At 68.8% G+C, this 12,202-nt stretch carries 10 protein-coding genes and 2 pseudogenes; 7 read left to right on the top strand and 5 right to left on the bottom strand.

What is annotated here, in order from left to right:
• Positions 1-297: integrase core domain-containing protein (locus AOK11_RS23465; protein ID WP_063793514.1), on the top strand; the 297-nt coding region annotated here is incomplete at its 5' end.
• A gap of 6 nt (positions 298-303) precedes the next feature.
• Here AOK11_RS23465 and AOK11_RS23470 read toward each other — a convergent pair.
• Together AOK11_RS23470 and AOK11_RS23475 are read right to left on the bottom strand one after the other, a co-directional pair.
• A complete protein-coding gene (locus tag AOK11_RS23470; protein ID WP_055595711.1) occupies positions 304-531 on the bottom strand; it encodes a GntR family transcriptional regulator in 228 nt (75 codons plus the stop codon).
• Positions 532-638: 107 nt separating this feature from the next.
• A complete protein-coding gene (locus AOK11_RS23475) occupies positions 639-1,685 on the bottom strand; it encodes a substrate-binding domain-containing protein (RefSeq protein WP_055595712.1) in 1,047 nt (348 codons plus the stop codon).
• 205 nt (positions 1,686-1,890) lie between these two features.
• Here AOK11_RS23475 and AOK11_RS23480 point away from each other — a divergent pair, with 205 nt between their 5' ends.
• Genes AOK11_RS23480 through AOK11_RS23490 form a run of 3 tightly spaced genes read left to right on the top strand, consistent with a single transcriptional unit; the run spans position 1,891 to position 4,664 of the window.
• A complete protein-coding gene (locus AOK11_RS23480) occupies positions 1,891-2,754 on the top strand; it encodes an ABC transporter permease (RefSeq protein WP_055595713.1) in 864 nt (287 codons plus the stop codon).
• A gap of 45 nt (positions 2,755-2,799) precedes the next feature.
• Positions 2,800-3,822 carry an ABC transporter substrate-binding protein gene (locus AOK11_RS23485; RefSeq protein WP_055595714.1) on the top strand — a complete coding sequence of 341 codons (1,023 nt, stop codon included), beginning with the start codon at positions 2,800-2,802 and terminating at the stop codon, positions 3,820-3,822.
• Entirely contained in the window at positions 3,819-4,664 is an 846-nt protein-coding gene (locus AOK11_RS23490; RefSeq protein ID WP_055595715.1) for an ABC transporter ATP-binding protein, read from the top strand. The genes AOK11_RS23485 and AOK11_RS23490 overlap by 4 nt, the downstream gene beginning before the upstream one ends.
• Positions 4,665-4,732: 68 nt before the next feature.
• Here the strand turns inward: AOK11_RS23490 and AOK11_RS23495 are convergent, their stop codons facing one another.
• Positions 4,733-5,605 carry a sugar phosphate isomerase/epimerase family protein gene (locus tag AOK11_RS23495; RefSeq protein ID WP_055595716.1) on the bottom strand — a complete coding sequence of 291 codons (873 nt, stop codon included), beginning with the start codon at positions 5,603-5,605 and terminating at the stop codon, positions 4,733-4,735.
• Positions 5,606-5,753: 148 nt separating this feature from the next.
• Here AOK11_RS23495 and AOK11_RS23500 point away from each other — a divergent pair, with 148 nt between their 5' ends.
• On the top strand, positions 5,754-6,953 hold the full coding sequence (locus AOK11_RS23500; protein WP_206188910.1) for an RNA-guided endonuclease InsQ/TnpB family protein: 1,200 nt from the start codon (positions 5,754-5,756) through the stop codon (positions 6,951-6,953).
• Positions 6,954-7,003: 50 nt separating this feature from the next.
• Here AOK11_RS23500 and AOK11_RS23505 read toward each other — a convergent pair whose 3' ends face one another.
• Positions 7,004-10,495 carry a ThuA domain-containing protein gene (locus AOK11_RS23505; protein WP_055595717.1) on the bottom strand — a complete coding sequence of 1,164 codons (3,492 nt, stop codon included), beginning with the start codon at positions 10,493-10,495 and terminating at the stop codon, positions 7,004-7,006.
• 245 nt (positions 10,496-10,740) lie between these two features.
• Between AOK11_RS23505 and AOK11_RS23510 the strand changes: the two are divergent.
• A pseudogene (locus tag AOK11_RS23510) lies at positions 10,741-10,917 on the top strand (ABC transporter substrate-binding protein); the annotation flags it as partial.
• A gap of 31 nt (positions 10,918-10,948) precedes the next feature.
• On the opposite strand, the gene AOK11_RS23515 reads toward AOK11_RS23510, so the two are convergent.
• Positions 10,949-11,689, bottom strand: coding sequence for a cupin domain-containing protein (locus AOK11_RS23515; RefSeq protein WP_055595719.1), 741 nt, complete (start codon positions 11,687-11,689; stop codon positions 10,949-10,951).
• A gap of 226 nt (positions 11,690-11,915) precedes the next feature.
• On the opposite strand from AOK11_RS23515, the pseudogene AOK11_RS23520 reads away from it, so the two are divergent.
• A pseudogene (locus AOK11_RS23520) lies at positions 11,916-12,202 on the top strand (hypothetical protein); the annotation flags it as partial.

Consider the following 12,202-nt stretch of genomic DNA (forward strand, 5'->3'; position numbering starts at 1 on the left):
GACGGCATCGAGATCCTCAAGACCACACCGCAGGCACCAAGGAGGAACGCGCACGCCGAGAGGTTCATACGCACCGCCCGAGCCGAGTGCACGGATCGTCTGCTGATCTGCAATGAGCAGCACCTGCGACACGTCCTCGCCGAGTACGCCGAGCACTGCGACTCCAGCCGGCCGCACCGAGCCCTGAACCTGCGCGCCCCAGCCGACGAAGCGGACGTCATCGCCTTCCCCGCGCAGCGGATCCAGCGCCACGACGTCCTCGGCGGGCTCATCCACGAGTACCGCAACGCCGCCTGACGAAGATCACGAGAGCTGGCGAATGTCCAGGGCAGCGCATATGCGGGACTTTGGGAACCTCACAGGGTTCACGAAGATCAGGCCGGTGTCGACGCGCTGAAGCATGTGCCACCCCTCCAGCCGCCCGAGCGCCCGGGTCACGGTCGACCGCTCCACGCCCAGCTTGTCGGCGATCTTCTTGTGCGTGGCGCGCAGCCACCCTGCACGCTGTCGGCCGATGCACTGCGCGAGCACCCCGACGACTCGTCACGCCAGGGCCGGTGACCTGCACGAATCACGATGGAACTTCCTCACTGATCATGCCGCTGAACGGGCCGGATGATGATTCGGCGCCCGCAGTGTCAGTGCGCGCCCCCGTCGGCCCTGGCCGGCCGTGGCGGTGGGGGAGCGACGCTGGCGCGCAGGACGACCTCACCGCCCATCCTCAGCACCCGTGACCGGGGCCCGCGCGGCTCGCGCAGGGCGAGTGCCATCACCTCCTGTCCCATGGCGGTGAGCGGGAGGGCGACCGTCGTGAGCGGCGGTGAGAGTTCCCTCACGAGGGGGATGTCGTCGAAGCCGGCCAGCGAGATGTCCTCCGGCACACGTACGCCCCGTTCCCGGAAGGCGGCGAGCGCGCCCACGGCCATCACGTCGGTCACCGCGAAGACGCAGGTGGGCCGTTCGCCGCGGGCGAGCAGCGCTCGTGCCGCCGTGTACCCGCCTTCGCGGGTGAAGGGTCCGCGCACGATCCGCTCGGGCGCCAGGGTGACACCGGCCCGCGCCAGTTCGTCCCGGAAGCCGGCGAGCCGGTCGGAGACCGTGGTCAGCGAGGGCGGTCCGGTGAGTACCGCGAACTCCCGGTGCCCCAGGTCGAGCAGCGCCCGGGCCAGGGCCGAGGCGCCGCCCCGGTTCTCCGGCAGCACGGCGTCGACCCGTAGGCTGCGGTGCCGGCTGACGACCGCGACGCGTCCGCCCGCGCGCACGTACGGCTCGAGTTCCGCGGCGAGCGCCCGCTCCCAGGTCCGGTCCTGGAAGCCGGAGCCGATCAGCAGGATGGCGCGGGCCCGCTGGGCGCGCAGTGTGGACACGTACGCGATCTCGCGGGCCGGTTCGCGGAAGGTGCTGGCCAGCATCACCAGCAGGTCCTTCTCCGCGGCTGCGCGCATCACGCCGGCGGCGATCGCGGCGAAGTAGGGGTCGCCCACGTCGTGGCAGATCAGGCCCACGGTGTTGTTCGACGCGCTGGCGAGTGCCTGGGCATGGGCGTTGGGGATGTAGCCCAGTTGGTCGGCGGCCGCGCGTACCCGGCTGCGCAGGTCCTCACGGACCCGGGTGGTGCCGTTCAGGGCTCGTGACGCCGTTGCGAGGGACACGCCCGCTCTGCGGGCGACGGCGTCCAGCGTCACATGAGCCTGTGGTTCCCGTTCACTCACTTGACCCCCCGAAACTTCGGGACGACCTATTGACCGTGCGGACCGGCACTCATTAGCGTGGCCACACTGTATCAGAAAGCGCTTTCTGAAAGCGTTTTCTCGCAGAGGCAGAGAGATCGATGGACCCGGCCGGTCCGGACGGCTCTTCCCGAACGCTCCGGAGACCCAGGAGTTGACCGTGAGTCAGAGTGCCATCAAAGCACCACCCGCGCAGGTGGCGGGAGTCGACAGGCGGAACAGCCCGAGCGCGGGGGAGCGGACGTCGCGGCTGCTCAAGCAGAGCTGGCGCCCCGCCGCCCTGCTGCTCGCGTGCTTCGCCGCCTGGTGGGTGATCGCCGCCGCCGAACTGGTCGAGCCCTACCTCGTCCCCTCGCCCGGCGCGACGCTCGACGTGCTGACCGGGAAGGCCGACTACATCTGGCAGCACACGTGGGTGACCACCTACGAGACGCTCCTCGGCTTCCTGATCGCCGTCGTCGTCGGGGTGTTCGCCGCCGTGGTGATGGTCTACTCGGCCACCGTCGAGAAGACCCTCTACCCGATCCTGCTGTTCGCCCAGGTAGTGCCGAAGATCGCCATCGCCCCGCTGTTCGTCGTGTGGCTGGGCTTCGGCATCGCACCGAAGATCCTCATCGCGGTGCTGATCGCCTTCTTCCCCGTCGTCATCTCCATGGTGACGGGACTCAAGGCGGTCGACCCGGAGATGCTCCAGCTCTCCTCGACCATGGGCGCGAGCCCCTGGCAGACCTTTGTCAAGATCCGCATGCCCGCCTCGCTGCCACATCTGTTCTCCGGCCTCAAGGTCGCGGTGACGCTCGCCGTGACAGGCGCGGTCGTCGGCGAGTTCGTCGGCGCCAACGAGGGGCTCGGCTATGTGATCCTCCAGGCCAACGGCAACCTCGACACCCCGATGCTCTTCGCCGGCCTGCTGGTGATGTCCCTGATCGGCGTCGTCCTCTTCGTCCTCGTCGAGATCGCCGAGAAGTTGCTGCTCCCGTGGCACGCCAGCCGCCGCGAGACCGGCGTCACCACCACGTACTGACCTGATGACCGGCCACATGCCCCGAGCTCACGAGAAGGATCAGCCATGACTGCGCGCAGACTGCTTCTGACCGGCCTCGTACCGCTGCTTCTGGTCGCCACGGCCTGCGGGGAGGAAGACTCGGACACATCGTCCAGCTCCTCCGGTGAGGAGCTGGACAAGGTGACGCTGACGCTCAACTGGTACCCGTACGGCGAACACGCGCCGTTCTACCACGGCAAGCAGCAGAAGATCTTCGAGAATTACGGCATCGACCTCGAGATCCGCGCCGGCCAGGGCTCCCAGAAGACGGTGCAGGCCACCGGTGCCGGACAGACCGACTTCGGCTGGGCCGACACGCCCGCCGTCCTGTCCGGTGTCGACGCGGGCGTCAAGGTCAAGAGCCTCGGCGTCTTCCTGCAGACCACTCCGGCGTCGGTGCAGTTCTTCGAGTCGCAGGGCATCAACAGCCCCGCCGACCTCAAGGGCAGGACCATCGCGGGCACCGCCGGCGACGCGCTCTCCAAGACGTTCCCCATCTTCCTGAAGAAGAACGGCCTCGCCGAGTCCGACGTGAAGGTTCAGAACACGGACCCGGCCGGCAAGATCGCCGCCGTGATCTCCGGCAAGACCGACGGACTGCTCGGTTACGCCAGCGACCAGGGGCCCACCATGCAGAACAAGGCCAAGAAGCCGGTCTCGTACCTGCGCTTCTCCGAGAACGGGCTGAACTTCTACTCCAACGGCCTCATCGCCGGCCAGAAGGTCCTCGCCGGCAAGAAGGATCTCGCCCAGCGCATGGCGAAGGCGGTCAGCGAATCCTTCGCTGCCGCGGAGAAGGCACCGGAGCCGGCCGTCGCCTCGATGGAGGGCGCGAGCGAGCAACTCCCGCCGAAGGAGGTCCTGTCCGAGCAGTTCGCCACGACGCTCACCCTCCTGCACACCGAGTCGACGCAGGGCAAGGCGCCAGGCGTCAACATCGAGGCCGACTGGCAGCAGACCATCGACATCTTCGCCGAGGCCGGACTGGTGAGCAGCCCCAAGGCCGTGGCCGAGTACTGGGACAGAGCCACCGCGATGAAGGGATGACGATGCCCAGAAACACCACCGTGCAGGAGCCGGAAGTGACAAAGGACGGTCAGAGCAGCGGGCCCGGCAGCACAGCGGCGGTCGGCATCAAGGACGTCGCCGTCCGCTTCCGCACCAAGAACCGTGACGTGACCGCGTTGACCGACATCGATCTCGAGGTGCCCATGGGGCAGTTCGTCGCGATCGTCGGCCCGTCCGGATGCGGCAAGTCGACGCTGCTCAAGCTGGTCGCCGGGCTCCTGAAGCCGTCCGCGGGCGATGTGCTGCTGAACGGCGAGCGGGTGCAGGGGGCGCGCCACGACATCGGCTACGTCTTCCAGCGCGCGGCCCTGCTGGAGTGGCGTTCGGCGCGCCGCAACATCCTGCTGCAGGCGGAGATGCGGAAGATGCCGGCGGAGCTGGGACGCCGACGCGCCGACGAACTCATCGCGATGACCGGCCTGAGCGGCTTCGAGGACGCGCTGCCGCACGAGCTGTCCGGCGGTATGCAGCAGCGCGTCGCCCTGTGCCGCGCCCTGCTGCACGAGCCGCCCGTCCTGCTGATGGACGAGCCGTTCGGCGCGCTCGACGCGCTCACCCGCGAGCAGATGAACACCGAACTCAACCGCATCTGGCGGGAGACCGGCACCACCGTGCTCCTGGTCACCCACTCCATCTCCGAGGCCTGCTACCTCGCCGACCAGGTGGTGGTGATGAGTCCCAGGCCCGGCACCATCACCGAGATCATCGACGTGGGCCTGCCCCCGGAACGCGACTACACGGAGACGATGGGACGGCCCGAGTTCCAGGAGGCCACCACCCACATCCGCGGCCTGCTCGGCGCGGTCTCCGCGGCGGACTGAGCTTTCCGGCGAGCGAAGGAGCCCCGCACCGTCCCAGGGATAGTGCGGGGCTCCTTCGTACGGGCCGGTCAGTACCTCAGGTTCGCCAGGTACGCGTAGCTGTTCTGTGCGGTGGCGAACGGGTCGGCCGGTGCGTCGTGCTCCACCAGCCACTGCTTCACACCACCGCTGTGCGCCGTGTCGAACATCGCCGCGAAGTCCAGCACCCCGGACCCGACGTCGGCGATCGAGCCGTCCGCGGCCATGTCCTTGACGTGCAGTACCGGGAAGCGGCGGCGGTGCTCCACGAACAGGTCCTGCGGGTCGCTGCCGCCGCCCTTGGCCGCCCAGTAGACGTCCAGCTCGAAGCCGACCAGGTGGGGGTCCGTCTCGCGCAGCAGGATGTCGTACAGGTTCTCGCCGTCGACCACCTGGTGGTCTGCGCCGTGGTTGTGGAACAGCAGCGGGCCGAGCCCCGCCTTGCGGGCCGCGAGCCCCGCCTTGTTGAACTCCCTGGCCGCCTCCCGGAATCCGGCCGGTGTGTGCATCGCCGCCGGCAGGCTGGGCACGACGATCCACCGGGCGCCCAGGGTCCGGACGTCGTCGAGGGCCTGCGGCAGTCCGCTGCCCCGTACGGTGTTGTAATCGACGTGCTCCAGGACCGCCCGCAGACGTGTCTCGTCGAGCATGGAGCGGATCGCGGCCGCGCTGTTGCCGTGCCGGCCGCTCACGCCGACCGTCGCGTAGCCGATCTCCTCGAGCCGCGCGAGGGTCCCCTTGAAGTCCGCCGCCAGCGCGGAGCGCATGGTGTAGAGGTGCATGCCGATCCCGGAGCGCGGGATGCGGCGGCGGCGCTGTGCGGCCGTGCCGTTCGCCTCGGCGGCGTGGGCGACGGGACCGGCAGCGGTGAGTGCCACGCCCGCGGCGGCGACGCCGAGGAATGCGCGTCTGGTGCCGTTCATCTGAGTCCTTTCGTGGAAACTCCCGACTTCAGGAGGGGGAGGAAACGAAACTCCTGTGGAGCAGGACATCGAGCGGGGTTCCGCCGTCAAGGCGGAAAACCGTACCCTGACCGGCAGATTTGATACTCACAGACAGCTCCACTAGTTTGTGAGCGTGGCCACAGCGTGCGTGAAGCGGGCGTTCAAGTACCGCTTCCATCCGACCGATGCGCAGGCGGCCGAACTGTCGCGCACGTTCGGATGCGTGCGGAAGGTCTACAACCTGGCGCTGGCGGCCCGCACCGAAGCGTGGGCGCGGCAGGAGCGGGTCAACTACAACCAGACGTCGGCGTTGCTGACGGCCTGGAAGAAGACCGAGGAACTCGCCTACCTGAACGAGGTCTCCTCGGTCCCGCTCCAGCAGTGCCTGCGCCACCTGCAGATGGCGTTCACCAGCTTCTTCGGCAAGCGGGCGAAGTATCCGCGCTTCAAGTCGAAGAAGAAGTCCCGGAAGTCCGCCGAGTACACCACCAGCGGGTTCCGCTACCGAAACGGGTGGCTGACGCTGGCGAAGATGACGGAACCGCTGGACATCGTGTGGTCCCGGCCGCTGCCGGAGGGAGCGCAGCCGTCCACGGCAACCGTCTCGCAGGACGCGGCCGGGCGCTGGTTCGTGTCCCTGTTGTGCGAGGACTCCACCATCCGGCCGCTTCCCGCCACCGATACGGCGGTCGGTATCGACGTGGGCCTGGACCACCTGCTGACCCTCTCGACCGGGGAGAAGATCACCAATCCCCGGCATGAGCGCCGCGACCGCGCCCGTCTGGCCAGGGCCCAGCGGGAGCTGTCGCGGAAAGCGAAGGGCTCGGCGAACCGTGAGAAGGCCCGGCGCAAGGTCGCCCGCATCCATGCCCGCATCGCTGACCGCAGGCGTGACGTGCTGCACAAGCTGACCACTCGACTCGTGCGTGAGAACCAAACGCTCGTGATTGAGGACCTGGCCGTGCGCAACATGGTCAGGAACCGGAACCTGGCCCGCGCCATCAGTGATGCCGCGTGGTCGGAGTTCCGGAGCATGCTGGAGTACAAGGCCGCCTGGTACGGGCGGGACGTCGTGGCCGTGGACCGCTTCTTTCCCTCCTCCAGGCTGTGTTCCCACTGCGGCGCCCTGCAGGACAGGCTGCCGCTGCAGGTCCGCACCTGGACCTGTGACTGCGGCGCGACCCATGACCGGGACGTGAATGCAGCGCAGAACCTTCTGGCCGTCGGACTGACGGTGTCGGCCTGTGGAGCCGGTGTAAGACCTCAACGGAGAACTCCGGGCGGGCAGTCGGCAGTGAAGCAGGAAACCCCACGGCGCGAGCCGTAGGAATCCCCCTCCTTCAGGAGGGGGAGGAAGTCAACCGGATCTCCTTCACATCAGCCGACGTTGATTCGGACGGAGCCGGTGGTCGTGTCACCCTTGTCGTCGGTGACCGTGAGCCGGGCGGTGTACGTGCCCGGGCGGGCATAGGTGTGGGCGGCCTTCGCGGTCTCCTCGCCCGCGGGCCGGGCGTTGTCGCCGAAGTCCCAGTGGTACGAGGCGGCGGTACGGCCGTCGGGCAGACGGACACCGCCGGACAGCTGGACGGCGAGCGGTGCCTTCCCGGTAGCCGGCCTGGCCTTGACGGTCACCTTGGCGCCTTGGTGCTTCTCCACGCCGGGCCCGTTGAAGTGCAACCAGTCCACGGCGAACAGGTCGGCCTTGTCCGCGGTCCACTTCGGGTTGGTGAAGACCGCGTACAGCTTGGTCGTGCCGTCGAGATCGGCCAGTGCGGTCGTCGGGGAGACGACGTTGCCCCAGCCGCCGGTGGCCGGCACGGTCACCTTGCCGAGCAGCTTGCCGGTCGGCGATCCGGCACGGAACTCCACGGTCCCGCCGATGCCGCCCGAACCGACCCCCACGGTCACGGAGTCGATGCCCTTGAGGTTGACCGGGTCGAAGCTGATCCAGTCGCCGTGCTCGATCTCACTGAGCCGACTGCCGCCGGAGGCGTCGGTGCGGCTGCTCACGACCGCGCCGGCGTGTGTTCCGCCGGTCGATGTCATGTGCTCCGCCTCACGGAAGTTGGTGCGCAGCGTCAGCGAGGCCGACCCGGTCAGGGCGGGCACGCCAGGTGCCGCCTTGTCCTCGTACTGGGCGGTGATGCCGTAGTAGAGGTTCTGGCCGGGGCCGTGGCTGTCACCGGCGTCGGTCACGATCTCGCCCGTGCAGCCGGTGTAGTTGTCCAGCGGATGGAGATGGGAGTCGTGTCCGAGCTGCGACTGCACGACGACACGGGAGCAGTCGATCCGTTTGCCGTCCTCCTTGTCCTTGACCTTCACGGTGAAGGGGACGGTGTCGCCGAAGCTGAACATTCCGCCGTTCGGCGGCTGCTGGATGGTGACCTCGGGCCGGGTGTTGCCGACGGTGATGTCCTGGACGGCGAGGCCCGGCAGGTCGCCGGGTCCGGTAGCGGTGAGCCGGGCGGTGAAGCGGCCCTTCTCCTTGTACACATGGGTCGGGTTCGCCTCGGTCGAGTCGGTCGTCCCGTTTCCGTCGAAGTCCCAGGCGTATGTCACGGGCTTGTCGTCGGGCAGTCCGGAGCCCTCGCTGGAGAACTGGACGGTCAGCGGGACGGAACCGCTGTCGGGGGTGGCCGTCGCCTGGGCCGTGGGCAGCCGGTTGTCGGCCACGTAGTCGATGCGGTAGATGCCGGAGCCCTCGTTGCTGCCGCCCCGGCCGGTGCCGCTGCCGAGCCCGAAGTCGATGACGTACATCGCGCCGTCCGGTCCGAACTCGGCGTCGAAGGGCTGGTTCCACGTCATGTCACCGAAGACGGTGTTGATGGAGTGCAGGTCCCCGGCCTTCACCGGCTCGAAGCGTGGGTCGGTGAACGTCTGGTCCTGCTGCTGGATGGAGAAGGTCTTGAACCACTTGCGGGTCAGTTCGTAGGTGAACCACTTGCCCTCGAACGCCGCCGGGAACTTGCCCTGGTAGGTGTTGGCGGGGTCGTGGTCGTAGACCGGGCCGCCCATGGGGCCGCCGCCACCGGTGCCGAGTTCGGGGAACTCGGCGGAGGCCGAGTAGGCGTACCAGACCGTGGCCGGCTGGGCCGGCGGGAGATTCGTCAGACCCGTGTTGTTCGGCGATTCGTTGACGAGGTTCGCGCAGTCGAACTTCGGTCCCGACGTCCGCGTCTGGAAGTCGTAGTCGTTGAACGGGGTGTTGTTGCCGACGCAGTACGGCCAGCCGAAGTTGCCCGCCTTCGTGATCCGCATGTACTCGACGGTGCCCTCCGGCCCGCGGTCGGGCATGGCTGAACGGGCGTCGGGGCCGTAGTCGCCGACCAGCAGCGCACCGCTGACGGGGTCGGTGGTGATCCGGAACGGGTTGCGCATGCCCATGGCGTAGATCTCGGCACGGGTCTTCTCGGTGCCGGGAGCGAAGAGATTGCCCTCGGGTACGGCGTACGTGCCGTCGTCCTGGGGCGTGATGCGAAGGATCTTGCCCCGCAGGTCGTTGGTGTTGCCCGAGGTGCCCTGGGCGTCCCAGGCGCGGCGGCCAGCACCCTCGTCGATGGGTGTGAAGCCGTCGGACGCGAACGGGTCGGTGTTGTCGCCGGTGGCGACATACAGGCTGCCGTCCTTGTCGAAGGCGAGCGAGCCCGCCATGTGGGAGTTGGCCCGGCCCTCGCCGCGGAAGGTGGGGATGGTGAGCAGCCGCTTCTCGGACGCCGGGTCGATGGTGCTGCCGGAGACGGTGAAGCGGGAGACGTTGAGCTGTTTCTCGGTCTTGTCGGAGTTCAGCAGGTACAGCCAGTTGTTCTCGCCGAAGTCCGGGTCGAGGGCGAGTCCCAGCAGGCCGTCCGACTGACTCGTCATCTCGGGCGTGTACTCGAAGTCCAGCGCGGTCGCGACCTTGAGCGTCGACTGGTCGATGACCTTCACCTTGCCGGTGCGCTCGATGAAGAAGACCCGGCGGTCGGGCGCCACGGCCAGCTCGAACGGGTCGGCGAGATCGCTGGTGGCCAGCGGGGTGCGCTGGAAGGCGCCGGTCTTGCCGGCCGTGCAGTCACCGGGTTTGTTGCCCGCCGCCCACTGGATGCCGCCCAGCAGGTGCTTCAGGAAGTCCGGCTCCTGGAAGGCGGAATCTGCGTGGCCGCCGGCGGTGAACCAGGAACGTCCGCCGTCGTAGTTCTGGCACCAGGAATACGGCTGGTCGACGCCCTCGTCGAGGCCGGTGACCCCGTCACGCACCTTGACCTGCGCGAGCGTGTGCACCTTGCCGGTCGGGTTGGTGCGCCAGTTGTACCACTCCTCCGTGCGCTCCCAGAGCTCGGGAAGGCCCTCGGTGGAGGGGTGCGAGCGGTCGAGCACCTTCACCCGGCCGGTCTGCACCGCCGGATGCTTGTCGAAGATCGCTCCGACCAGACCCTCGTACCAGTCCCAGTCGCGCTCGCTCGCGGAGGCGGCGTGCAGGCCGACCCATCCGCCACCGCCCCGGACGTACTTCTGCAGTGCGGCCCGCTGTGCGGCGTCGAGGAGGTCGCCGCTTTCCGGGGTGGAGTTGGTGTTGTTGAAGACTATCGCCTGGAAGCGGGCGAGGTTCACGTCGGTGAACGCCGAGGCGTCGTCGGTGGCCTCGACCTCGAAGCCGTTCTCGCTGCCGAGCTTCTTGACGGCCTCGATACCGGCGGGGATCGAGTCGTGGGTGAAGTTGGTGACCTTGGAGAAGACGAGTACGCGGTAGGGCGCTGCTTCGGCACGGGGTGACAGGGTCACTCCGAGGCCGAGGAGCAGCGCCAGCAGTGCGGTGATGACGGAGACGGGGGAGATTGCGGTGCGAAGGGCTCTCGGCCGTTCATGCCGCCTGGGGTGATGAACAGTCATGGCGCTCCCGGTGCTGGTAGGGCCTGCTGCAGACTGAGAAAGCGCTTTCTGGGTACGCCGCACAGCGTAGGTTCCGGCGTTGCGGGGGGTCAATGGGTCGGAAGCGCGCAGTGTGGCACGGCAGTTGGGGCCCTGTCAGTGGCGGGTCGTACGGTTGCGCCATGGCCACTGCCGACGATGTGTGAAGGATCGCGCTCGGTCTGCCCGGAGCGGTCGAGAAGCTCGCACGGGGCATGCCCGCGTTCCGTCTGGAGGCGGGCGGACAGGGTGCCACCCGTGCACTGGCCGCGCTCAACACCGTCCTCACCACAGTCGACCTGGCACGGCTCAACGAGCAGGTCGACAGTTGGCGGCGGCTGCCGGAGGACGTGGCGCACGACTGCCTGGAGTCCAGGAAGCTCCTGGCGCCCTCGGGGGAGTGAGGCGGCCGGGCCGGGACCGGGGCGCCGTCGCTCAGCCGATGTCGTACACGTCGAGGCGGCCGCACATACCGAACCGGCCCCGGGCGGTCGGCTGTTCGGTCCGCAGTCTCGCCTGTGCGAGATGCTCCGCGTCGCCGCGCTCGAGGCGGTCGAGCTGTGCGCCGGTCGCCGCGGACGCGGCGGCCGCTCCGTCCCGCCAGCGTCCGCGCCACTGGCCGACCAGTGGCCGCACCAGCGCCGCGGCGGCCCGGTGGAACGCCGCCAGCGGCTCCGGATCCCCGGCCTCGGTCGCCTTGCGCAGTGCCGCGAAACCCTCAAGGGCCAGATCGCGGCGGTGGCGGGCCGCGGCTTCCAACTCCTCCTCGGAGCCCGCCTCCGGCAGGGCGACGGCCGCACGGTAGGCGACGAGGTCGGCGAGCAGATGCGGCGGCAGCGTCAGCACGGCGTCGCCCGCCTCCGGCAGACCGCAGTTCTGCATCAGCACGACGATGGTCAGACCTCCCTCGTTGACCAGCCGGTGGATCGTGCCCGGTGTGAACCATACCAGCGCGCCCGGCGTCAGCTCGGTCTGCTCGAACCCGGATGCCGTCAGGGTCTGCACCGTGCCCCGGCCGCCGGTCACGGCGTACCCCTCCGAACAGCTCAGATGGACATGGGGCGTGCCGCCGCGCAGGCCGTCGGCGGCCAACCAGTCGTACACCCGCAGCCGGGAGACGCCGATCCCGCCGGGCAGGCCGTCGTACGCGACGGATGTGTCGGCCCTGCTCGCCATGGGGAACTCCTTCGGTCGGCCGTGGCGCAGGCCGGGAGGTGACGGCGCAACAGGACGGCAAGCGCTTTCTGTCTGGAAGCTAGACCCTCCCGGCGAAACGGTCAAGAGCCCGTGCGTGCGCCGCCCTGTGTGTGCGACCTCCCGTGAGTTTCCCTGAGCCCCGCTGACGTCCTGTCCCCGTGGCCAGGGGGTTCCACCTCTTCCTGGGGACTCCTCGTCGAGTGACGTGACTTCGGGATTCTTGAAGCGGCTGTACGTGTTCTTCGCCCTGGAAGTCGGCACGCGCACCGTGCGCATCCTCGGCGTCGCCGCCCACCCCACCGCGGCCTGGGCCACCCAGCTCGCCCGAAACCTCATGGCCGACCTCGGCGGCCGCGCCGCCGGCTTCCGCTACCTGCTGGGTGACCGCGACAGCCGCTACCCCCCAGGCGTTCGATGCCGTCTTCACCGCCGACGGCATCGAGATCCTCAAGACCACACCGCAGGCACCACGGAGGAACGCGCACGCCGAGA

It is taken from the genome of Streptomyces hirsutus, assembly GCF_001418415.1.
Classification (GTDB): Bacteria; Actinomycetota; Actinomycetes; order Streptomycetales; family Streptomycetaceae; genus Streptomyces; species Streptomyces hirsutus.

Coding starts and splice junctions, on each gene's coding strand:
- AOK11_RS23485 (WP_055595714.1), top strand. CDS start 2,800: ATGACTGCGCGCAGACTGCTTCTGACCGGCCTCGTACCGCTGCTTCTG.
- AOK11_RS23490 (WP_055595715.1), top strand. CDS start 3,819: ATGACGATGCCCAGAAACACCACCGTGCAGGAGCCGGAAGTGACAAAG.
- AOK11_RS23495 (WP_055595716.1), bottom strand. CDS start 5,605: ATGAACGGCACCAGACGCGCATTCCTCGGCGTCGCCGCCGCGGGCGTG.
- AOK11_RS23505 (WP_055595717.1), bottom strand. CDS start 10,495: ATGACTGTTCATCACCCCAGGCGGCATGAACGGCCGAGAGCCCTTCGC.
- AOK11_RS23515 (WP_055595719.1), bottom strand. CDS start 11,689: ATGGCGAGCAGGGCCGACACATCCGTCGCGTACGACGGCCTGCCCGGC.